27 protein-coding genes and 1 tRNA gene are annotated in these 20,473 nt (G+C 66.0%); 18 read left to right on the top strand and 10 right to left on the bottom strand.

Translation table 11 applies throughout. The annotated features are described in order from the left end of the window. Positions 1 to 92 precede the first annotated feature (92 nt). On the top strand, positions 93 to 1,448 hold the full coding sequence (locus AC2T4A_RS00435; protein WP_486742511.1) for a 3-oxoacyl-ACP reductase: 1,356 nt from the start codon (positions 93 to 95) through the stop codon (positions 1,446 to 1,448). Positions 1,449 to 1,710: 262 nt separating this feature from the next. Here AC2T4A_RS00435 and AC2T4A_RS00440 read toward each other — a convergent pair whose 3' ends face one another. Both AC2T4A_RS00440 and AC2T4A_RS00445 read right to left on the bottom strand, forming a co-directional pair. Beyond that, positions 1,711 to 2,115, bottom strand: a complete 405-nt coding sequence (locus AC2T4A_RS00440; RefSeq protein ID WP_486742512.1) for an EF-hand domain-containing protein — start codon at positions 2,113 to 2,115, stop codon at positions 1,711 to 1,713. Between the two features lie 64 nt (positions 2,116 to 2,179). Next, the gene (locus AC2T4A_RS00445; protein WP_416745981.1) at positions 2,180 to 3,187 is read right to left on the bottom strand and encodes an AraC family transcriptional regulator; all 1,008 of its coding nucleotides are present in this window, start codon (positions 3,185 to 3,187) and stop codon (positions 2,180 to 2,182) included. Between the two features lie 470 nt (positions 3,188 to 3,657). Between AC2T4A_RS00445 and AC2T4A_RS00450 the strand changes: the two genes are divergently transcribed. From AC2T4A_RS00450 to AC2T4A_RS00490, 9 genes are all read left to right on the top strand, one after another. After that, on the top strand, positions 3,658 to 4,515 hold the full coding sequence (locus tag AC2T4A_RS00450; RefSeq protein WP_486742513.1) for a MaoC family dehydratase: 858 nt from the start codon (positions 3,658 to 3,660) through the stop codon (positions 4,513 to 4,515). Positions 4,516 to 4,561: 46 nt separating this feature from the next. Continuing rightward, positions 4,562 to 4,879: a nucleotide pyrophosphohydrolase gene (locus AC2T4A_RS00455; RefSeq protein WP_416745985.1), complete on the top strand. Its 318-nt coding sequence runs from the start codon at positions 4,562 to 4,564 to the stop codon at positions 4,877 to 4,879. Continuing rightward, on the top strand, positions 4,876 to 5,646 hold the full coding sequence (locus AC2T4A_RS00460; RefSeq protein WP_486742514.1) for a methyltransferase domain-containing protein: 771 nt from the start codon (positions 4,876 to 4,878) through the stop codon (positions 5,644 to 5,646). Before AC2T4A_RS00455 ends, AC2T4A_RS00460 begins: the two co-directional genes overlap by 4 nt. A gap of 53 nt (positions 5,647 to 5,699) precedes the next feature. Beyond that, on the top strand, positions 5,700 to 6,296 hold the full coding sequence (locus AC2T4A_RS00465) for a DUF4136 domain-containing protein (protein WP_486742515.1): 597 nt from the start codon (positions 5,700 to 5,702) through the stop codon (positions 6,294 to 6,296). A gap of 122 nt (positions 6,297 to 6,418) precedes the next feature. Next, complete coding sequence (locus AC2T4A_RS00470) at positions 6,419 to 6,979, top strand: DUF4136 domain-containing protein (protein WP_416745991.1); 561 nt, start codon at positions 6,419 to 6,421, stop codon at positions 6,977 to 6,979. Positions 6,980 to 6,992: 13 nt separating this feature from the next. Continuing rightward, complete coding sequence (locus AC2T4A_RS00475; protein ID WP_486742516.1) at positions 6,993 to 7,487, top strand: GNAT family N-acetyltransferase; 495 nt, start codon at positions 6,993 to 6,995, stop codon at positions 7,485 to 7,487. Further along, positions 7,474 to 7,848: a DsrE family protein gene (locus AC2T4A_RS00480; RefSeq protein ID WP_486742517.1), complete on the top strand. Its 375-nt coding sequence runs from the start codon at positions 7,474 to 7,476 to the stop codon at positions 7,846 to 7,848. Before AC2T4A_RS00475 ends, AC2T4A_RS00480 begins: the two co-directional genes overlap by 14 nt. Beyond that, positions 7,824 to 8,306 carry a glycine cleavage system protein H gene (locus AC2T4A_RS00485; protein ID WP_416746447.1) on the top strand — a complete coding sequence of 161 codons (483 nt, stop codon included), beginning with the start codon at positions 7,824 to 7,826 and terminating at the stop codon, positions 8,304 to 8,306. The genes AC2T4A_RS00480 and AC2T4A_RS00485 overlap by 25 nt, the downstream gene beginning before the upstream one ends. Then, positions 8,303 to 8,986 carry a M15 family metallopeptidase gene (locus AC2T4A_RS00490; RefSeq protein WP_486742518.1) on the top strand — a complete coding sequence of 228 codons (684 nt, stop codon included), beginning with the start codon at positions 8,303 to 8,305 and terminating at the stop codon, positions 8,984 to 8,986. The genes AC2T4A_RS00485 and AC2T4A_RS00490 overlap by 4 nt, the downstream gene beginning before the upstream one ends. Positions 8,987 to 9,018: 32 nt before the next feature. Here AC2T4A_RS00490 and AC2T4A_RS00495 read toward each other — a convergent pair whose 3' ends face one another. After that, a complete protein-coding gene (locus AC2T4A_RS00495; RefSeq protein ID WP_486742519.1) occupies positions 9,019 to 9,513 on the bottom strand; it encodes a hypothetical protein in 495 nt (164 codons plus the stop codon). A gap of 179 nt (positions 9,514 to 9,692) precedes the next feature. Here AC2T4A_RS00495 and AC2T4A_RS00500 point away from each other — a divergent pair, with 179 nt between their 5' ends. The 5 genes from AC2T4A_RS00500 to AC2T4A_RS00520 all read left to right on the top strand — a co-directional run bounded on the left by AC2T4A_RS00500 (position 9,693) and on the right by AC2T4A_RS00520 (position 11,854). Further along, a complete protein-coding gene (locus AC2T4A_RS00500; RefSeq protein WP_478378552.1) occupies positions 9,693 to 10,109 on the top strand; it encodes an anti-virulence regulator CigR family protein in 417 nt (138 codons plus the stop codon). A 129-nt stretch (positions 10,110 to 10,238) separates the two neighbouring features. After that, entirely contained in the window at positions 10,239 to 10,862 is a 624-nt protein-coding gene (locus AC2T4A_RS00505) for a GrpB family protein (RefSeq protein WP_486742520.1), read from the top strand. A gap of 70 nt (positions 10,863 to 10,932) precedes the next feature. Beyond that, entirely contained in the window at positions 10,933 to 11,136 is a 204-nt protein-coding gene (locus tag AC2T4A_RS00510; protein WP_017520627.1) for a hypothetical protein, read from the top strand. Between the two features lie 82 nt (positions 11,137 to 11,218). After that, on the top strand, positions 11,219 to 11,431 hold the full coding sequence (locus tag AC2T4A_RS00515; protein ID WP_478378550.1) for a DUF6434 domain-containing protein: 213 nt from the start codon (positions 11,219 to 11,221) through the stop codon (positions 11,429 to 11,431). After that, a complete protein-coding gene (locus AC2T4A_RS00520) occupies positions 11,432 to 11,854 on the top strand; it encodes a hypothetical protein (protein ID WP_486742521.1) in 423 nt (140 codons plus the stop codon). It abuts the gene before it with no gap. Here AC2T4A_RS00520 and AC2T4A_RS00525 read toward each other — a convergent pair. Next, the gene (locus tag AC2T4A_RS00525) at positions 11,816 to 12,247 is read right to left on the bottom strand and encodes a hypothetical protein (RefSeq protein WP_486742522.1); all 432 of its coding nucleotides are present in this window, start codon (positions 12,245 to 12,247) and stop codon (positions 11,816 to 11,818) included. The genes AC2T4A_RS00520 and AC2T4A_RS00525 overlap by 39 nt on opposite strands. 233 nt (positions 12,248 to 12,480) lie before the next feature. Here AC2T4A_RS00525 and AC2T4A_RS00530 point away from each other — a divergent pair, with 233 nt between their 5' ends. Continuing rightward, on the top strand, positions 12,481 to 12,717 hold the full coding sequence (locus tag AC2T4A_RS00530) for a ribbon-helix-helix domain-containing protein (RefSeq protein WP_478378547.1): 237 nt from the start codon (positions 12,481 to 12,483) through the stop codon (positions 12,715 to 12,717). A gap of 144 nt (positions 12,718 to 12,861) precedes the next feature. Here the strand turns inward: AC2T4A_RS00530 and AC2T4A_RS00535 are convergent. Further along, positions 12,862 to 12,957, bottom strand: a tRNA-Sec gene (locus tag AC2T4A_RS00535). Positions 12,958 to 13,203: 246 nt separating this feature from the next. On the opposite strand from AC2T4A_RS00535, the gene AC2T4A_RS00540 reads away from it, so the two are divergent. Both AC2T4A_RS00540 and AC2T4A_RS00545 read left to right on the top strand, forming a co-directional pair. Further along, positions 13,204 to 13,674: a hypothetical protein gene (locus tag AC2T4A_RS00540; RefSeq protein ID WP_486742523.1), complete on the top strand. Its 471-nt coding sequence runs from the start codon at positions 13,204 to 13,206 to the stop codon at positions 13,672 to 13,674. A 64-nt stretch (positions 13,675 to 13,738) separates the two neighbouring features. Continuing rightward, on the top strand, positions 13,739 to 15,193 hold the full coding sequence (locus tag AC2T4A_RS00545) for an alpha/beta hydrolase (protein WP_486742524.1): 1,455 nt from the start codon (positions 13,739 to 13,741) through the stop codon (positions 15,191 to 15,193). Between the two features lie 194 nt (positions 15,194 to 15,387). Here the strand turns inward: AC2T4A_RS00545 and AC2T4A_RS00550 are convergent, their stop codons facing one another. The 5 genes from AC2T4A_RS00550 to fdhE form a co-directional block, all read right to left on the bottom strand. Next, positions 15,388 to 15,630, bottom strand: a complete 243-nt coding sequence (locus AC2T4A_RS00550; RefSeq protein WP_486743743.1) for a type II toxin-antitoxin system RelE/ParE family toxin — start codon at positions 15,628 to 15,630, stop codon at positions 15,388 to 15,390. A gap of 41 nt (positions 15,631 to 15,671) precedes the next feature. Further along, on the bottom strand, positions 15,672 to 15,950 hold the full coding sequence (locus tag AC2T4A_RS00555) for an antitoxin of toxin-antitoxin stability system (protein ID WP_486742525.1): 279 nt from the start codon (positions 15,948 to 15,950) through the stop codon (positions 15,672 to 15,674). A gap of 98 nt (positions 15,951 to 16,048) precedes the next feature. Continuing rightward, positions 16,049 to 17,971: a selenocysteine-specific translation elongation factor gene (selB, locus tag AC2T4A_RS00560; protein ID WP_486742526.1), complete on the bottom strand. Its 1,923-nt coding sequence runs from the start codon at positions 17,969 to 17,971 to the stop codon at positions 16,049 to 16,051. Then, positions 17,968 to 19,374 carry an L-seryl-tRNA(Sec) selenium transferase gene (gene selA, locus AC2T4A_RS00565; RefSeq protein WP_478378542.1) on the bottom strand — a complete coding sequence of 469 codons (1,407 nt, stop codon included), beginning with the start codon at positions 19,372 to 19,374 and terminating at the stop codon, positions 17,968 to 17,970. The genes selB and selA overlap by 4 nt, the downstream gene beginning before the upstream one ends. A gap of 161 nt (positions 19,375 to 19,535) precedes the next feature. Beyond that, entirely contained in the window at positions 19,536 to 20,468 is a 933-nt protein-coding gene (gene fdhE / locus AC2T4A_RS00570; protein ID WP_478378541.1) for a formate dehydrogenase accessory protein FdhE, read from the bottom strand. Positions 20,469 to 20,473 lie beyond the last annotated feature (5 nt).

The following is a 20,473-nucleotide window of genomic DNA, read 5'->3' on the forward strand; positions in this document are numbered from 1 at the left end:
GCCGTTGCGCAGGTCAGCGCGGTCAATTGCGTCGAACCCGTGCCTGCGTAGAGTGGTCAGCACTTTAGAGAATCCGTTCAGGAGCCCGTTCCATGACCGATCGCTACATCGCCTTCGCCAACTCCAACGTCGGCCGCCGCCTGGTCGGCGCCCTCGGCCTGCCCGCGCCGGTTCGCCTGGAGCGCTGGAGCGCCGGGCGCACGCGGCCGGTGGACGGAGCGTTGCTGCTCGGTGGCGAGGGCAACCTGAACGAGGCAGTGCTGCCGTTCGCCGAGCGTCTGACCGACTCGATCTTCGCCTTTACCGACGGCCAGTACGGCCTGCCGCGCTGGACCGCCGAGCACGGCCCAAAGCTCAAGGCGATCGTCTTCGACGCCAGCGGCCTGACCCGCTTCGAGCAGACCCTGGAGCTGCGCACCTTCTTCCAGGGCGCACTCAAGGGTCTGGATAAATGCCCGCACGTGGTGATCCTCGGCCGCGCGCCGGAGTCGATCAAAGACCCCATCGCTGCCAGCGTGCAGCGCAGCCTGGAAGGCTTCAGCCGCTCCCTGGGCAAGGAAATCCGCCGGGGCGGCAACGTGCAGTTGGTGTATGTCGGCAAGGGTGCGGAAGACCAGCTCGAAGGCGCGCTGCGCTTCTTCCTCTCGCCCAAGAGCGCGTATGTGTCCGGGCAGGTCGTGCGCCTGTCCGCCTACGCCCAGCAGGTGCAGGACTGGAGCCGTCCGCTGGTAGGCAAGCGCGCGCTGGTGACCGGCGCCGCCCGCGGCATTGGCGCGGCGATTGCCGAAACTCTTGCCCGTGACGGCGCCGAGGTAGTCCTGCTGGACGTACCGCCGGCCAAGGAGGCTCTCGACGCCCTCGCCGCGCGCCTGGGTGGCCGTGGCGTGGCGCTGGACATCTGCGCCGCCGACGCCGGTGCGCAGTTGGTCGAGGCGCTACCCGATGGCGTCGACATCGTGGTGCACAACGCCGGCATCACCCGCGACAAGACCGTCGCCAAGATGAGCGAGGCGTTCTGGAACTCGGTGATCGACGTGAATCTGAAAGCCCCGCAGGTGCTGACCCAGGCGCTGCTGGACGCCGGCAAGCTGCACGACGACGGCCGCGTGGTGCTGCTTGCCTCCATCAGTGGCATCGCCGGCAACATGGGCCAGACCAACTACGCGGTGAGCAAGGCCGGCCTGATCGGCCTGGCGCAGGCCTGGGCACCGGCGCTGGGCAAGAAAGGCATCAGCATCAACGCGGTTGCGCCGGGCTTCATCGAGACGCAGATGACCGCTGCCATCCCGCTGACAATCCGTGAAGCCGGTCGGCGCATGAACTCCATGGGCCAGGGCGGCCTGCCGCAGGACGTCGCCGAAGCCGTGGCCTGGTTCGCCCAGCCGGGTTCGGGTGCTGTGAGCGGGCAGGTACTGCGGGTGTGTGGGCAGAGCCTGCTGGGGGCCTGATCGCGTTTCCCCTGCAGTAGCAACGGTATTTCTCTGACAGGCTGTGCCTGGGAGTCCCCTCTCCCTAACCCTCTCCCTGAAGGGAGAGGGGACTGTGCAGTGCCAGGCGAACTTCCGTGCTAACCGAAAACGCCGAACGGCTCCGTCTCCCTTCAGGGAGAGGGCGGGGGAGAGGGTTAACGGGCGCAGAGAAACACCTCGGAGGGAATGGGCTTTATCCGCACTCTGGCCGACAAGCCGTTGAACGAGCCAGGGCAAAAGGTCAGCCCCGCGCCGCCACCAATTCACGAAACTCCTGCGCACTCACCCGATGATCGCCATCGCGATCGGCACGCACGATCAGCGCCGGTTCCTGGGTCATGAATTCCGCCTGACTGACCTTGCCGTCACCGTCACGGTCCGGCCAGGCGATGGCATTGGGCGAGACCTGAACGTTGGGGTTGGGCGGCGTCACTTCCTCACGAGTCAGCAGGCCGTCCTGGTTGCGGTCCAGCCGATGGAACATGCGCACGCGCATGGCGGACAGGTCTTCGGCCTCGATGAAGCCGCTGCCATCGCGGTCCAGACGAGCGAACGCCGTCTCGCCCATTTCTCCCGCCCCTGCGTGCTGAGCACTCAGCAGCAGGACGGAGGACAGCAGCAGGGTCTGGCGGATTGGGCTTTGCATCGGACATACCTTGGCGGAAATTGACCGGCAAAGCCTAGCCAGAGGCGAGCTCGAAAGGGTTCGATCACTCCGCTGGCGGCTGCGGCCGGCCGCGGCGGCGGAACTCCACCGGCGTCTCGCCAACCCAGCGCTTGAAGGCGCGATAGAAGGTGCTCGGTTCGGAGAAGCCGGTACGCTCGACAATCACTTCGATGCGCTCGTCAGTCTTGAGCAGCAGCTCCTTGGCCAGGCGGCAGCGGTAGTCGGTCACCAGGTCGTTGAAGCGCACCCCAGCCATGGCCAGGCGTTCGCGCAGGCGGCGGGCCGGCATGTCCAGACGGGCAGCGACCTGCTCCAGCGTCGCGCCGCCATCCACCAGCAGTACACCGATCAGCTCGCGCACCTTGCGCACCAGGTCCAGCCGTTCGACTTCCGCCAGTTGCCGGCGCGCCAGTGATTCATGCATGCGCAGCAGCTCGGGGGCGGCATGTCGCGAGGCCTTGTCCAGCACGGCGGCGTCGAAGATCAGCGCATAGCGCTCGGCGCCCAGCACGGCCGGGCAGCCGTAGACCTCGCGGTAGCGCGCGGCAGGCGCCCCCTCTTCGTGCATCAGTTGTACTTCGTGGGGCTTGAAATCGCCTTCGGTCAGCGCGTGGAACAGGCGAACCACTGCACCGGCCAGCATCTCGGGGAAGTGCCGGTTGGTTCCGGCGGTATGGCCAAGCAGCAGGACGGCTTTCTCACCCTCCACTTCCAGACGGGCATTGAGCGTGTCGGAGAGCAGGCGCACGTAGCGCAGGGCATGGCGCAGGCCTTCCCCGAAGGTGGCGCTGGACAGGAACAGGTATTCCAGCAGCAGGCCATGGAACGCAGGCAGGTGGCCGGCCAGGTAAAGGCCGACGTGCTCTTCGCCGCACTCTTCGGCGGCCGCTTTCCAGAACAGGTTCTGTGCGCTGTGGGGGAATCGTCCAGCAGGCAGGCTGCCGGCTGGCAGGCCGACGCGGGCCAGCACGCGGTCGGGGTCGGTACCGCTGGCGCGCAGGGCGTCGATCACCGGGCGCATCAGCGCCACATCGTCGGTCAGATCACGCATGGTGTTTTTTTCTAGTTATCCATGAGGCGGGCCCATCTTAGGCAGCTTTTCCATCGCCCCTCAAGAGAATCAGAAAGCAGGTTGAGGGAAATATCCGAGCAATTGGACGGTCACATTGACTTGCCTGCCGCGCGCCGAGTTGCCACGGCCAATGCCCACGCCTGAGCGGCGGCTAAGCTGATAAGGGGCTGCTGACGCTTCGGCACGGCCGCGACGGCGCCGCATTTTGCGCAGGGCTAGGCGCGAGGAGTGTGGTTTGGTCATCCCAAATGAACGACGAGTAACGACGCTCTGCGCAAAATGCGGCCCGTCCCTTCGGGTTGCGCGGCAAATCACGCCATGCGTCGTTGCGGGGCTAGGCAAGGGAACGCCATTACCGTCGCCCCGCGTCTAGCCTGGCGTGATTTGACGCAGCAACGCGGCTCGCGCCGAAACGTCAGCAGCCCCTTTTGCCCCTCAGGAGATACCCGATGCCCCGCGATTGGCTTGACCTGTCCGCCCCACCCGCTCTCACCGGCCTCTTCGCCCGCGCCGCCGTGCGCCGCGGCGTGCGTGGTCGCAGCCTGCCGACCCGCGGCCTGCGCTGTCCGGTCACGGTCGATCCGAAGCACCTGGAGCGCTATCGCAAGGTCTGCGGCTTTGCCGACAACCACCTGCTGCCGCCGACTTATCCACACATCCTCGCCTTCGGCCTGCAGATGGGACTGCTGACCGACGCGAGCTTCCCCTTCCCGCTGCTGGGCCTGGTCCACCTGGAAAACCGTATCAGCGTGTTGCGGCCCCTGGGCGGGCTGGGGCCGTTCAACGTCAGCGTGCGCGTGGCCGACCTGCAGCCCCACGAGAAAGGCGTGACCTTCAGCATCATCACCCAGCTCCACGACCAGCTCGGGCTGCTCTGGGAAGGCGACAGCCGCATCCTGTTCCGCGGCATGCGCCTGGACGGCACACCCCCGGCGCGCGAAGCACTGGCCGAGTTGCCACTGGAGCAGATCGACGCCTGGAACTGCCCGGCGGATATCGGCCGACGCTACGCCCGTGTAGCGGGCGACTACAACCCGATCCACCTGTCTGCCGCCAGCGCCAAACTGTTCGGCTTCCCCCGCGCCATCGCCCACGGCCTGTGGAACAAGGCGCGCAGCCTGGCTGCCCTGGGCGAGCGCCTGCCGATGGCCGGCTATCGGGTCGACGTGCGCTTCCAGAAGCCGGTGCTGCTGCCGTCGCAGGTCAACCTGCTGGCCAGTGAGCCAGCGCCCTCCGGGCAATTCAGCCTGCGCGGCAAGGACGACCTGCCGCACATGGCCGGCAGTTGGAGCCCGCTGGACGTTTGACGCGCCAGGCTTGAAGCTATGGGGCTCACGTTGGAGCCCCATCTGCATGAACCTCGAAGCCATCACCGCGCGCCTGCACGCCATCCGCGACCACAACGACTGGAGTCGCTTCCACAGCCCGAAGAACCTGGCCATGGCGGCCAGTGTGGAAATGGCCGAGCTGGTGGAAATCTTCCAGTGGCTGCGCGAGGACGAATCGCGCCAGCTGCCAGCGGAAAAACTCGCCCACGCCGGGCAGGAGGTCGGTGACATCGTTCTCTACCTGCTGCTGATGTGTGCGGAACTCGGCATCGACATGGAGCAGGCGGTGCTCGCCAAACTGGCCGACAGCGAACGGCGCTTCATCGAGGGGGGCGCCAAGTGAGCGATTCCCCGAAGACTGGCGACCGCCATTTCGACGAACTGGCCACGCGCTTCGCCGAAAAGATCTACGGCGGCGCCAAGGGCGCGATCCGCCTCGCGGTGCTCCAGGCCGACCTCGCCGAAGCCCTGCCCGACCGCCCGCTGCGCGTGCTGGATATCGGCGCAGGCCTGGGCCACATGTCGCTGTGGCTGGCCGGGCGCGGTCACGACGTCACCCTCGCCGAACCCGCCGCGCCGATGCTCGAAGGCGCGCGCCAGCGCTTCGAAGACGCCGGCCTGCAAGCTACCTTCATCGAGGCACCCTGGCAGGACCTGCTCGGTCAGCTCAACGAGCCCTACGATCTGGTGATCTGCCACGCCGTGCTGGAATGGCTGGCCGAGCCGCTCGCCATCCTCCCCGTGCTGCACCAGCTGACCCGTGCCGATGGCTGGCTGTCCCTGGCCTTCTACAACCGCGATGCACTGATCTACCGCAACCTGCTCAAGGGTCACTTCCGCAAGCTGCGCAAGAATCGTTTTTCCGGCGAAGGGCAGAGCCTTACCCCGCAGGAGCCGCTCGACCCGCGCATGCTCGAAGCTGCCATGGCAGACCACTGGAGCATCGAGGCGCGCAGCGGCGTGCGGGTATTCCACGACTACATGCCGGTGGAGTTCCAGCACAAGGCCGAACCGCTGGACCTGGTGGAGATGGAACTGCAATACCGTCGACATCCTGCTTTCGCCGGCCTCGGCCGCTACCTGCACTGGCTGTGCCGGCCGCAGGATTAGGTGCATAGTTGCCACTGCGCACGCCCGTTGAAGTGAGCGTGCGGGAGTCCGTCATGCCGCGTTATCTGTTGACCCTGCCGCTGCTCGCCGCCCTGGCCGCGTGCCAGAGCCCGAATCCCTACAGCAATACTTCGCTGCCGATCCCGCCCGCCCCCGCGCAGGCTGCCAACCCGGGACTCGACCCTGGCAGCTATCCCGCGCCGCCGCTGGACTACGGCCAGTACCGCTCGTGGAGCTGGGCCAACGGCGCCAGTTTCGGCGGCCCCTTGCAGGACGCCGTCAGTGAAGCCCTCGATCAGCGCGGCCTGCGCCCGGCACGCTCGAATGCCCCTGCAGACCTGACCGTCAGTGCGCAGCTCTCCAGCGAACAGCGCACACGACAAACCACCGATTACTACAACGGCGGCTACTACGGTGGCTACAGCCGTTGGAACGATCCCTGGTACGGCGGCTACGGCGCGTCCTACCCGGTTACTCGTACCTACGTCGTCACCGTCAGCGTGGTGCACATCACCCTGTTCGACGCGCGCAGTAACCAGCAGGTCTGGAGCGGCAGCGCCGAGTATGAGGGTGGCAGCAACCAGAGCGACCAGGCCCGTGCACTGCGCGAAGCCACGCGCAAGGCCATGGACGGTTACCCGCCGGGCTGACTGCCGGCTGGCCGGAAATCCTGCCAGGCATTTATCCGCTGCGACGCTGCGCAGCCCGTCTGCCGCTTGCCTTTGCGCGGACTCTGCGCTTGGATGAAAGCTCTGTCAGGAGTAATCCAACCATGATCCGCCGTTTACTGTTACTGGGCCTGATGCTTGGCCTCGCTGCCTGCGAAACCACCAGCGTCAGTCGCGACTACGACACCACCCGCGACTTCTCCCGCTACCTGACCTGGAGCTGGGCGCAACCGGCTTTCGAATACCGCCCGGATGACCCGCGCATCAAGAGCGACCTCACCGAACAACGCATCAGCGACGCCGTGACCGGCGAGTTCGACCAGCGCGGTCTGCGCCAGGCGCAGGGCGGCAACCCTGGCGACGTCAAGCTGCGCGCCTATCTGATCGTCGACCAGCGCCAGGACCAGGTCACCACCTACAGCGGCGGCTACTGGGGCGGTTACTGGGGAGGCTACTGGGGCCCGCCGCCCATGGCCGAGAGCCGCACCGTGACCTACAAGGTCGCGACCATCCAGGTCGACATGTTCGACGGCAAGGACGGCAAGCTGGTCTGGCGCGGCAGCGGCGAGCAGATCATGCGCAGCAGTCCGCCGACGCCCGCCGAGCGCGAAGCGGCGATCCGCGAGACGGTGCAGAAAATCATCGCCCAGTACCCGCCGCACTGAGTCTGGAGAGCACGTGAACCGACCCGCCCTGCAGCACCGCCTCGCCCTCGCCGATGATCTCGGCGAGGTAGTGGGCTTCCCCCAGGACGCCGACGAACTCTTCTACTGCTACCCCAAGGCGAGCTGGCCACTGACCATCGGCCAGCTCGCCGCCGCAATAGCCGAACGGCGTGGCAGCACGGTGGCCCTGCTCGATGGCCGCGTCGCCGGCTTCGCCAACTTCTACCAGTGGCAACCCGGCGAATTCTGCGCGCTGGGCAACATGATGGTCGCGCCCTGGGCGCGACGGCACGGCGTGGCGCAGTACCTGATCGAGGTCATGGAGAATCTCGCCCGCGACCAGTACAAGGCGCAGGTCATGAAAGTGTCCTGCTTCAACGCCAATGCCGCCGGCCTGCTGCTCTACGCGCGCCTGGCCTACAAGCCGCAGGGCATTGTCGAGCGCGCTGATCCGCAAGGAGGGCGCATCGCCCTGGTCCAACTGGAGAAAGCCCTTGTCCACGCCTGAGCCCCAGCGTGTGCTGATCATCGTCAGCAGCGGCCCGAGCACCCCGGCGCGCTGCGCCGCGCCCTTCTACACCGCCACGCTGCTGGCATGCATGGACGCGAAGGTCACCCTGTTCCTCAGCGGCGAAGGCACGCGCCTGGCCTTCCAGGACATCGCCGATACTCTCTACGCCGCCGAAGATGGCGAGCCGATCAGCCACTTCATCCAGCAAGCCAAGGAAGCCGGCGCACGCCTGCTGATGTGCCGCGCACCGGGCGTGGCCATCGAAGAAAGCCGGCTGATCGAGGAAGTCGACGAGATCGCCAGCGGTGGCGAACTGGCACGTATGATCCTCGAATACGACCGGGTGCTGACGCTGTGAAGCTGCACGGCCTGGAGTTCCCCGATGACCTGCTCTACGCCCCCGACTACAACCTCTGGCTGCGTGAGGAGGAAGGCGGCGCCGTCACCCTCGGGCTCACCGCCTACGGTTGCGCGGTGTACGGACAGATCTTCGCCTTCACCCCCAAGCGCGACGGCTGGCACATCGACTGCGACCGCAGCTTCGGCGTGGTGGAATTCGCCAAGGCTGCGTCGTCCGCGCGCAGCCCGCTGGACGGCACCGTCCTCGCCAGTAACGAAGCCGTGGTGCGCCGACCGGGGCTGATCAACCAGGATTGCTACGGCGAGGGCTGGATGGTGCGCCTGAAGCCCGACGACTGGGCCGTCGCCCGTGGCCGTTTCCTGCAAGGCGACGCTGCACTGGAAGCGTTTGCCCGCCGAATGCATCTGGATGACTTCGACCCCGACGACGACGGCGTCCAGGCCCTGCGCCCATGAACCGGGCAGGCCTGGGCATCGCGCTGCTGCTCGGCCTGTTCATCAGCCCGGCGCTGCGCGCCGACCAGCCGCCGCAGGACGGTTTCGTCTATCTCGATCAGCTGCTGGAATCCGCGCGCTATGACGTGCGCTACGCCGGCGACGACAACTTCGTCGGCGAGCCCATCGATGGTTATCTGAAGGCGCGGATCATCCTCACCCGCGAAGCCGCCACGGCCCTGGCGGCGGTGGAGAAGGACGTCGCCCTGAGCGGCCTGGCGCTGAAAATCTTCGACGGCTACCGCCCGCAACGCGCGGTGAATGACTTCCGCCGCTGGGCCGCCGACCCGCAGGACATCCGGCAGAAGGCCCGCTACTACCCTGACCTGGACAAACCCGCCCTATTCCGCGACGGCTATATCGCCAAGCATTCCGGGCACTCGCGCGGCAGCACTGTCGATCTCACGCTGGTGGATTCAGCGACCGGGGAAGAGTTGGACATGGGTAGCCCGTTCGACTTCTTCGGGCCCATCTCCCATCACGGCACCGCGCTGGTCAGCGTGCAGCAGACGCGCAATCGCGAGACGTTGCGCCAGGCCATGCTGCGGCATGGCTTCGAGCCCTACAGCGCCGAATGGTGGCACTACACCCTGAAGGCCGAGCCTTATCCGAAGACCTACTTCGACTTCCCGGTGCAGTGAAGGATGGCGGCCGTCCCTGGCCGCGGGGTGTATCAATCGTCGTCGTGTTTGCTGGAGTTGTCGCCGGCGTTGTCCAGGCCTTTGGTGTTGTGGGTACCCGGCGTCGTGTCGGAAATCGCCGTCGCCTTGGACAGGCCACGGGTGTCCTTGGAATGCGCCACCGAGGAAGTCGTCTGGCCGTGGCCCTTGCTGTCGTTCTTGGAGCTGCCGTAGTGATTGCCGCTCAGGCCATGATCACGGGTAGCCTTGCCGGCATGCTCGCCGCCATCGTTCGCGCCATTGCTGTTGCTGCCGTGATTACCGCCGGGGCCGCCCTTGCCGCCACCATGGCTACCACCGTTACCGCCGGCATTGCCACCGCCGTGACCGCCGCCATTACCACCACCATTGCCGCCACCGTTTCCACCACCGCCGCCGCCATTACCTTTGGCATAGACCGAACCGATCGGCGAGAGGTCGGCGGGCAGCAAGGCTGTCGTGCCGAGTGCGAATGCACAGGCTACTGCAACAACCAGGGACTTTTTCATCTTGTTATCGCCTCCAGAGGCGGGGGGTTGAGATACCTGTATGACTGGCTGCAGCCCCCGTGGTTCGCAGCCTGCCGACGAAATGCCAGCACGTCGGTGCCAACTCGATCGCCGCCCAAATGACGCGGTAGCGGCTACGCTGGCAACATAGGTTCTCTCACCCCGGAGGCAACACCGACATGTCCAGACTCAACCCTCTGCTGGCAGCCATCCTCGGCATCGCACTGCTGGGCGCCAGCCCTCTGCTGCTGGCTGATCCGGGCAAGAACAAGGGACACGACAAGGGCGGCCAGCATGGCAATCAGGGCAACAACTGGCAAGGCGGCCCGAGCATCGACATCGGCGGCGTTCAGGTCATCCTCAACGACAACCGCAACTACTGGAACCCGGGCGCGGCGCTGCCGCCCGGCATCCAGAAGAACCTTGCGCGCGGCAAGCCGTTGCCGCCCGGGATCGCCAAGAAACTCGACGGCCGCCTGGTCGGCCGCCTGCCCCACTACGACGGCTACGAATGGCAGCAGGCCGGCACCGACCTGCTGCTGGTGACCATCGCCACCGGCGTCATCTACGAAGTGCTGCATAACGTGCTGGATTGATCGGCCAGCACCTGCAGGAGCGGGGCATGCCCGCGATGGGCGCCGTGGCGCTCCTGCAGGTTTACCTGAACTCCTTTCGCGGGACTCCCCTCCAACCCTTGCCTACTGCCTGCCGCTGGAACTATCCGCATGACCTCGCAAGCCCCCGAATTCGACGGCCAGCGCTGGAGCAACGCCGAAGAAGACCGCATCGAAGTCGTCACCGCCGATCCCCTCTGGCCGCAACGCTTCGCCGAAGAAGCGGCCGCCATCGCCCAGGCAGCCGACCTTCCCGGCCTGGGCATCGAACACATCGGCAGCACCGCCGTGCCGGGGCTGGACGCCAAGCCGATCATCGACATCCTCCTGCTGCCGCCGCCGGGCAGCGACCCGCACCGCCTGATCGAACCGCTGCTGGGGCTGGGCTATCAGTACTGGGCAGAGAACCCCGACACCACGCGGATGTTCTTCGTCAAAGGCATGCCGCCGCTAGGCAGCCGGCGCACCCACCACGTCCACGTCATGGACCTGAACGAAGCCTCGCGCCGCCTGCTGTTCCGCGACTGGCTGCGCAACCATCCCGAGGATGCCCGTCTCTACGCCGGGGTAAAGCATGAACTGGCACAGCGCTTCCCCACCGACCGCGACGCCTATACCGAAGGCAAGGACGAAGTCGTTGCGCAGATACTGGGGCGCGCGCTCAACCCGCCGGAGCACCACCGCGACGGCGACGCAGCCCATGGCGGCGAAATCCAGGGGCCGGACAGCCGCTGAAGGGTCTGCTTGTTAATCCGCCGTTAATCCATCCCGCCGAAGCTCGGGGCTCCCCTCAGGAGGAAGTCCCATGCTCAAGCTCTCCGTGGTCACCTTCGCCTGCGTCACCCTGGTCGGCTGCGCCGACGCCCCGCACTACAACCACTTCGGTGCCATCGAATCGCCCGTGCGCGAATCCTTCGGCGAAGACAACCTCGAACGCCAGCCCACCCGCGTGCGCCTGCAAAGCGACGATTATTCGGCGCAGCAACAGCGGATGATGTGGGGCCAGTGACGCCGCAACACCTCGGCAGACCGCGCCAGCGGCTGCCGAGTGCGCTATAACGGCAACTCCCCAAGGCACAGGAATGGACGCCATGGCCTTCGACTGGCACAGCGACCCGATCACCCGGCAGACCCCGCTGGATGCCCACTACCGCAACACCCAGAACGTCCGCCGCTTCATGACCCGGCACTGCGGCGACGACTTCCATTTCGACCGCGCCTTCATGGCCTGGATACGCAGCGGCGCGCCAGCGGACATGGGTGCAGTGGTGGATGAGTGGCGGCGTAAGCATGGAAAGTCCTGAATGCACAAAGCGACTTTTACGCCCGAGGAGGTAAGCAATCGCACTGGCCTCGGCAAGCAGGACAAGCACGTGCGCCGATGGATCATCGGAATTCCGATTGCCGACAGGACTGAATTCCTCCGGCAGCTCTGGCCGCTGAACTACCGGTACGCGCTCGAGCTCTTCCAGGCCGCACAGCTTCCCGCCAATGAGAACAGGCTACTGGTCCGGCACTGGCTCCGCTCGGGTCACCACAATGCAGCCCAGGCACTTATTCAGCGCGCCACGGCAGTTCTGGGGGAGAAAGCGTTCTGGCGGATCGCCTGCGAAGAGACGCTCACCTCCGTCATGCGCGATTTTCTGAACTACTACGGCGACAACCGTCTAGACCGAACGCGCTCGACCTCAGCAACCACCAGCGTTGACTCCCACACCCAGCCATAACGTGAAGTGGCCATCGCGAATCTGCATCGCCTCCCGCACAACGCTATAGCTCAGCGGCAGTACTCCGCCAGTGCTGACCTTCAAGCGATCAGCCAACTCCAGCACCTCCTCGAAGGAAGCTTCCGGCAGGTACTTGTTGAAGGAGTAGCTGTCGTGGCCGATCAGCACCTGAACCGCGTAGACGTCCATCGCGTCGGGATCGAAGGCCAGCAGCCCCTGCAACTGCGGGCCGCCAGGCAGTCGGAACAGCGCACGAACCAGCAACCGCGCTGGCTGAGCCTCAGGCCGGTCCTCCAGCGGGACGAGAAAACACTCCTCCCCGCGCCCCTCTCGCAGCAGCCACAGATCACTCAGCTCCAGATGTTCCTCGGTGAACGACTCCAACCTGACCATGGCCAACTCCTTCCTGCGCCGCGACACAAGCACTCTCACCCTGCAGACGATAACTCGGCCGCACGCGTCATACACCGGCGCGCGAGCCAGGATAGTGAAAGTTCTGCTGAATTCGGCGCAGAGGCCTGACGCATCAGGAGCGATCAGAGACTTTCGTCACCTTCCCGATACCGGCGAGGATCACCAGTGCGAGTAACGCCGGCAAATTTTGCCTATCCAGAGGATTCAGCCACATGAGCACGATGAACATTTCCCTGCCGGATGCGCTCAAGCACTTTGTCGATGAGCAGGAGCGCCAGCGCGGTTACGGCACACGCTGCGAATACGTGCGCGAGCTGACTCGTATGGACCAGAGCCGCCAGCGTCTGCGAGGCCTGCTGATCGCCGGCGCGGAGTCCCTGCCAGCGACACCTGCCGACAGCGACTACTTCGAATCGCTTCGCATGTGGGCATCGAAAGCCCGCGGGTGAAGGGGAGCTCCACGATTGCTCGACATCCCTTCCCGATACAACTGGCAAGGTGGAATGCACCGAAAGCCCTTCGACACCGACGCCGAAGCGCGTTCCCGGGCTGAGCCGGAAGCCTAGAACCACGTAGGCTGTAGAGGGGGGAATTGGCGGAAGGCAGTGAGAGTCGAACTCACCCAGGAACGGCTGCCGTCCCCCACCGGGTTTGAAGCCCGGCCACGCCACCGGGCGTGATTGCCTTCCCTGGTCATAGGCCGGATGCGCGAATGCAGCGGCGAGTGCGGGAGCCCGGATGTTGCCACTATTGCCATGATGGATGCCAGCGCAGCGATGCCGCAGTGGCGGCCAGATCACCAGACAACTGTCGAACAACTCAGAGCACGCTCGCGGCCAAATGACATTAGATAGCCGTTTATTGGCGAGAATAAGGTCAGCAGACTGGCAACCGGTGTTCTAACCTCGCTAGCAGTCACCTGGAATCTCCACGGCATGAAGCCCACTCTACCCATCCTCGATATTTCGCCGCGCCAGGGCATTGGCCCGGTCTGTCTCGGCGACACACGCTCCATGGCGCGGGACGCGCTGGCTGCCATCGGTTTTGTACTGGAATCGTCCAACGGGCCCACGGACTACTTCTGCCAGGCTGCGATCCAGACCGAATGCGATGAGCAGGGCTTCGTCTGGTTCATCGGCATCTCCCAGAGCGAGCACTATCTGGCCCGCTACCAGGGCGTGGACGTATTTTCCCTGGCGGCCGGCGAGCTGTTCGCGCTGGTCGCCGCAGCTGACGGTTCCGGTGTGCACGAATACACGGACAACGAATACCTCTTCCCCGGGCAGATTCTCACGCTGTGGGACGCGGACGAGCAGTACGACCGCCAGGGCAACGAGACACGTCCGGTCTGGGCCCAGGTCGGTATCGGCAACCCCGCCTATATCGAGGCGGTCTCGGCCATCTGATCCGTGAACGGACTTTGCGGCGCCGGGGCTCTATGCTTGTCCCGCACGCTGCCAAGGGAATTCCATGCTGAACGCGAAACTCACCCGAGCTCTGCTCTGGCTGGTCATCCTCATCCTCGCCATTGCCGTGCTGGCGTTGGGACTGCGGGTCGCCGCGCTGCGCAACATTCCGCCGCTGGAGCCCTGGCACACCTGGGTGCCGGACGACCTGCACAGCGGCGCGATCGACCGCACCGACTGGGCTGGTTACCTGGCCGCCGAAGACAAGCTGATGCAGTCCATGCGCAAGGAGATGGCCGCCAGCCTGCAACCCTTCGAGCGCGTGGCCTACAACCGCTATTTCGACCGGAGCGAGGTCTACCCCGGCCACTTCGCCACCGACTGGAACCGTTCCTACGAGATGCGCCCAGACGGCGAGGTGCGCGGCGCGGCGGTACTGTTGCACGGGCTGACCGACTCACCCTACAGCCTGCGCCACCTGGGCGAGCACCTGCGGCAACAGGGCTTCGTGGTGATCGCGATCCGCATGCCGGGCCACGGCACCGTGCCGGCCGGGCTGACCGACGCAGACTGGGAAGACTGGATGGCCGCCACCCGGCTGGCCGTGCGCGAGGCCACTGCGCAACTGCCCAAAGGCGCACCGATGGTGATGGTGGGCTTTTCCAATGGCGGCGCGCTGGCGATGAAGTACAGCCTGGATGCACTTGCCGACCCGAGCCTCGCAATGCCCAGGCAGTTGGTCCTGATCTCGCCCATGATCGGCGTCACCCGCTACGCCCAGTTCGCCGGCCTGGCCGGCTTGCCGGCGCTGCTGCCGGCCTTTGCCAAGGCGGCCTGGCTGAGCGTCCTGCCGGAGTTCAACCCGTTCAAGTACAACTCCTTCCCCATCGCGGCGGCGCGCCAGACGGTGGAACTGACCGACGCCGTGCAGGCCAGCCTGGAGAGCGCCAGCCGCAGTGGCAGCCTCGCCCGCCTGCCACCGGTCCTCACGTTCCAGTCCCTCGCCGACAGCACCGTCAGCACCCCTGCGGTGATCAGCAACCTCTATGACCGCCTGCCAGACAACGGTAGCGAACTGGTGTTGTTCGACCTCAACCGCTCGCTGAATTACGGCCCGCTCCTGCGCCCGGAAATGGCCACCCTCGGCGACCGCCTATTGCCGGAGCGAGAGCGCAATTACGCCCTGACGGTGATATCCAACAGCCCGCAGGACAGCCAGGCGGCCGCCCTGCACACCCCCGCCCGCAGCCAGCGACAGGAGCGCCAGCCGCTGGCCGCCAGCTACCCGGCGGACCTGTTTTCCCTGTCCCACGTGGCGCTGCCCTTCCCACCCGACGACGCGCTCTACGGCCAGCACCCGAATACCGCAGAAGACTACGGCATCCACCTGGGCACCCTGACGCCCCGCGGCGAACGCGGCGTGCTGATCGTCGGGCTGGACCTGTTCCAGCGGGTGACCTCCAACCCGTTCTATGGGTACCTCGTACAACGGGTCGACCAGGTGCTGCCGCAGCGCTAGCGCTTGCCCAGATCCAGCACGACGGCAATCAGGGTGACGGCGATGAACAACAGAATCAGCCAGGAACTCATTGAACCCACTCCCCGGTAGTGAACAGGGCTATCGAGCGGCGTGGGGATGGGTAGTTCAGAAAGTTTCTTCAGCGGTTGCGAGCAAGACTTGGGCATCATCAATTCGGCCCACTTCTGATCACGTCAAACATCGCTCAACGGCGGCCACATCCTGGCTGTGTGCACCAGCGCGAGAACCCACAGAACGTCGGCTTCGATCTGATAGACGAGCCGGTAGCTCTCGTGGGGAATCAGTTCGCGCGTACCGGGAATCTGGCCGGGCTTGCCCATCATCGGGAAGCGCTTGAGTTTGGCGGCGGTGGCGCTGAAAAGGGTGTCCATCTGCACGGCAGCGTCCGGATTTTCGGAGGCGAGGTATTCCCAGATATCGAAACGATCCTGCTGAGCATCTCGCGTTCAGAAAACCTTCATTTACGCTCGGCTGCCCTCAATCGAAGTGCCGCAAAAGCCGCTTCGACTTCTTCGTCTGAGCGCCCGTCTCCCGCTGCCATCGAAGCCCGCCCCGCCTCGACCTTGGTCTGCAGATACTCATCGTAATCCTGAGCCTGGCGCTGCTGACGTATGAAATCGCGCATCAGTTCGCGCATGACCTGAGACGCAGGGCGATGAGCCGCCTCGGCGGCAGCCATGAACTCGGCGCGCAATTCGGGTTCCAGCTTCATGGTGAATACGGCTTCTTTGCTCATGGAGAAATCACCTGGTGATTAAAAGGTATATACCTCATATATACCTTGATCACTGTAGGCGATTCCCCCGTTCCGCGAAATCCGCGTCCGACCAGTAGTCAGGAAGCGTCTTCCGACGCGCTCCGCGCCAATGCCGAATCACCCCTGATCCGCCGCTCATTGCCGAAGCGACGGGTGAAGCCGATGCGGTCGAAGTACTCCAGCAACTGGATGCAGCGCTTGCGGCCGATGCCGATGCGGTCGCGGAAGGCGGCGGCGCGGATGATGCCAGCCTCGTCATGCAGGTGCAGGGCATGGCCGGCGAGTTGGCGCAGGGTTTGTTCGGGGTAGAACAGGTCCTTCACCACCTGGTGCAGCTGGCCCAGGCGAGCGAGCTTGCGTAACAGCAGACGTACGTCACCCTCCTCCACGCTCAGTTCACGGGCGAGGTCGCGCACCCAGGGTGGATCGAAGGCGCCAGCCAGCAGCAAGGGCCAGAGGCGCTGACGCAGTTTCTCGTCGGCTTCGCCCAATTGCACACGGTGGTCGGGCAGGTGCAGCCAGGGACCGCTGCTGTCGACCAGCCCTGCCGCCAGCAGGCTTTCCAGCAGCGCAATGAAGACCGGCCGTTCGAGCGGCGAGAAAGCGTAGCGGCGCAGACGATCACGGTCAGGGCCGAGCTCGTCGGGCGCCTCGCTGTGAAAGCGCTGCAGGGCATCGAGCAGTTGCTGCTGCAGCGCGGACCAGCGCTCGGCGGCGAACAGTCGCGTGCCGAGCCGGGTATTGATTTCAACCAGCTCACCAGGCAACTGCCATCTCGCCCGAGGGCGGTTGAACTGGCGCGCCAGCAGCGCGGGATCAAGGCCGTTGCTGGCGTGGGACAACAGGGTCGGCAAGGCACTTTCGAGATCGTCGCCCTGCAGGGCGCGCAGTTGTTCCAGACGCTCAGGACTGCGCCGGTTGCGCGCGGGGGCGAACGGGTCGAGCACGCGGCCGCCACCAAGGGTGCGCTGCGCAGACTGGTCACGTAGTACCAGACGGTCGCCATGCACCGCATGGCTTGGCGCGTTCAGGACGAGCTGCGCGAAAGTGCGTTCGCCGGGTGGCAGGCGCTCGCCTTCGAGCAGCGCGACACGACCGGTGACATCCTGTGCGCCCAGGTGGACATGCACCGGCGTCCAGTGGGCAAATGCACGGGTTTCGCCGGGCAACAGGTCCAGTTCGATATCGATGCGCGTGGTGGGGGCATGGAGTGTGGGGTCGATCAGCCAGTCGCCCCGGTGAATCTGTTCGAGGCTCAGGCGCTCGCCAGCGATGTTTACCGCTACCCGCTGGCCGGCGTGGGCCTGCTGCGCTTCGCGGTTCTGTGCGTGCAGGCCGCGCACACGAACGCGGCGCCCAGCAGCTCCCAGCAGCAACTCATCACCGACCTGGAGGCTGCCGGCGAAGGCAGTTCCAGTGACGACGACACCTGCCCCGCTGACGCTGAAGGCACGATCCACCGCCAGCCGAAAACCACCTTCGGCGAACTGTTCACGCGTCTCGAGAGCGGCCTTGGACAGGGCTTCACGAAGGATGTCGATGCCTTCGCCGTTGCTGCTGGACACCGGGATGATCGGTGCGCCCGCCAGCGGCCCTTCGGCCAGCAGCGCCTGCAGCTCACCTGTGGCCTGCTCGACCCGTTCGGAGAGCACGCGGTCGACCTTGGTCAGGGCAACGATGGCGCGGCGGATACCCAACAACTCGACAATGGCGAGGTGCTCGCGGGTCTGCGGCATCACCCCGTCGTCTGCAGCCACCACCAGCAACACCAGGTCGATGCCGCTGGCGCCGGCGAGCATGTTGTGGACGAAGCGCTCGTGGCCCGGCACATCGATGAAACCGGTGAGCGCGCCGTCTCCCAGGTCGGCGTAGACGTAACCCAGATCGATGGTGATGCCGCGCTCGCGTTCAGCGGGCCGGCGGTCGCCTTCCACGCCGGTCAGGGCGCGCAGCAGCGAGGTCTTGCCGTGATCGATGTGCCCGGCAGTTCCGACTATCACGCGTCGCCCTCGGCCAGCAGCGGCAGTTGGGCGACGAAGCCGGGCTCGTCATCGAGCTGGCGCAGGTCAAGCCAGAGCGCGTCATCGTCGATGCGGCCGAGCACCGGGATCGGCAGGCAGCGCAGGCGTTCCTCCAGGTCCAGCAGGGCACGGCCGCGTTGGCGCTTGGGCTGGTTCGGGCGCAGGCACAGCGCGGCGCTGGGCAGGCGTGCGACCGGCTGGGCGCCGCTGCCGATCATGCCCAGGGCATCCTCGGCGCTGACGCTCCAGCCTTCGCCGAGCAGCGTGGCGAACGCTGGCGCAAGACGTTGCGCCTGAGTTCGGATATCGGCCTGCGGGCGACTGAGCAGGCGCAGGCTGGTCAGGCGCTCGGCCAGGCGGTCCGGGTCGCGGTAGAGATTGAGCACGGCCTCCAGCGCAGCAAGGGTCAGCTTGTCCACGCGCAGGGCGCGCTTGAGCGGGTTCTTCTTGATTCGCCCGATCAGCTCCTTGCTGCCGAGGATCAATCCGGCCTGGGGGCCGCCGAGCAGCTTGTCGCCGCTGAAGGTGACGATGTCGGCGCCGTCGCGCAGGGCTTCCTGCACAGTGGGCTCCTTGGGCAGGCCCCAGCGGGTGAGGTCGACCAGGGTACCGCTGCCCAGGTCCTCCAGCAGCGGCAGGCCGTGGGCATGGGCGATCTGCGCCAGTTGCGGCGTCGGCACGCTGGCAGTGAAACCCTGCACGCTGTAGTTGCTGGTGTGCACGCGCATCAGCAGGCCGGAACGTGGGCCGATCACGGCTTCGTAGTCCTTGGCGTGGGTGCGGTTGGTGGTGCCGACCTCGACCAGCTTCACGCCGGCGCGGGACATGATGTCGGGGATGCGGAAGGCGCCGCCAATCTCGATCAGCTCGCCGCGGGAGATGATTCCCTCCTTGCGCGCACCCAGGCTGTTGAGCGCCAGAAGGACGGCGGCGGCGTTGTTGTTGACCACGGTGACCGCTTCGGCGCCGGTCAGCTCACGGATCAGCCCGGTAATGAGGTCGTCGCGGTCGCCACGCTTGCCGGTGGCCAGATCGAATTCAAGGTTGAGCGGGTAGCGCGCAGCCAGCGTGATCGCTTCGATGGCTTCCTCGGGCAGCAAGGCGCGGCCAAGGTTGGTATGCAGCACGGTGCCGGTGAGGTTGAACACCCGGCGTACGCGGCTGGCGTGGTGCGCGGCGAGACGCTCGCCAGCGCGGCCGGCGAGCACGCTCTCTTCCAGTTCGACGGCGGCCAGCTGGCCGTGGCGCACGGGTTCGCGCAGCTCGTCGAGCAGGTCGCGCAGGGTCTTGAGCAGGGCTTCGCGGCCGTAACGCTGCTGCAGCGGCTGACAGGCCGGGCTGCGCAGCAGGCGGTCGATGGAGGGCAGGCGTACCGAGGTCATGGACGAACCTTGTGGGAGAGTCGATGGCTGGAGTCAGTGTAGGGCGTATAACCGTTCGCGGTTATACGCCGACGCACCTCGGCCCCTATCCGCGCCGAGGTTGAACCCGGAGCGCATGGATGCCGAGGCGAAGCGGCGAACAAGGCGGAGCCTTGTACGCTCTACGAAGAACCTCCGGGCGCCAGCAGCAGGTTCGGTGCGCTGCGCAGGTAGCCGTCCTCGGCTAGGCGGATGTCCAGCGCGAGGCTGGCCAGGTCGTCCGCCTGGGCCTCGGCGTGCTTGTCGTGCTGCAGGTAGAACTGCTTGAGGTAGGACTGGCAGCCGGGGCAGGTCTCGGCCTTGAGCGGCGCCTGGTCGCTGGCCACGCCTTCGCGCTGCAGCGAGTAGTAGGCCAGGCCCTTGCTCTCGGCGCAGTGGCTGCACTTCACACGCACGTAGTGCCATTCGCACGAACACAGCGAGCAGGACAGGTAGCGCAGCCCGGCGTGCTTGCCCTGGCTGCGGATCAGCCCCGCCACCGGCGGAGCGCCACAGGCTGGGCAGAGGGTCTGGCTGTCGGTCTCCACCAGGGTGTCGTCGGGCAGTTGCAGCAGCCATTGGCTGAAGGCGACCTGCAGTACGGCGCCAAGGAAAGGTACCAGCGCTGGCGGTAGCAGGTCGAACTGGCCGTTGAGCAGGCCCAGCGCCCACGCCTTGCGCTGGCCGGAATCGGCGTTGCGCAGAGTCTTCAGCGCTTCGACCACCGCCGGGTTGGCGGTCTGCTCGTAAGCGTCGAGGAAGGCGTCCAGCAGCGGCAGCCACGCGCCTTCACGTACCAGCACTTCGTAGGCCAGCGGCGGCATCCGGTGCTCGCGGCTGCGCGCCAGGGCGGCGGCGTCCGGCGAGGGCAGGAACAGTTTGCAGTCCAGCAGCGCCTGCTGGGCATCGCAGACGCCAGCGATCAGTTCGAGGTAGCCCTGCAGGGGATTGCCCGGTGCCAGTTCGCGCAGACGCGCAGCGCGGTGTGAGAACAGGTCATGGGGCGGCAGGTTGAACAGCGGCGGGATGTTTGCGGCAGCTTCGATCTGCCCGGGTTCGAGAATTCGGCCTGACACGCAGG

The organism is Pseudomonas sp. PVC-3-1 (genome assembly GCF_057444315.1).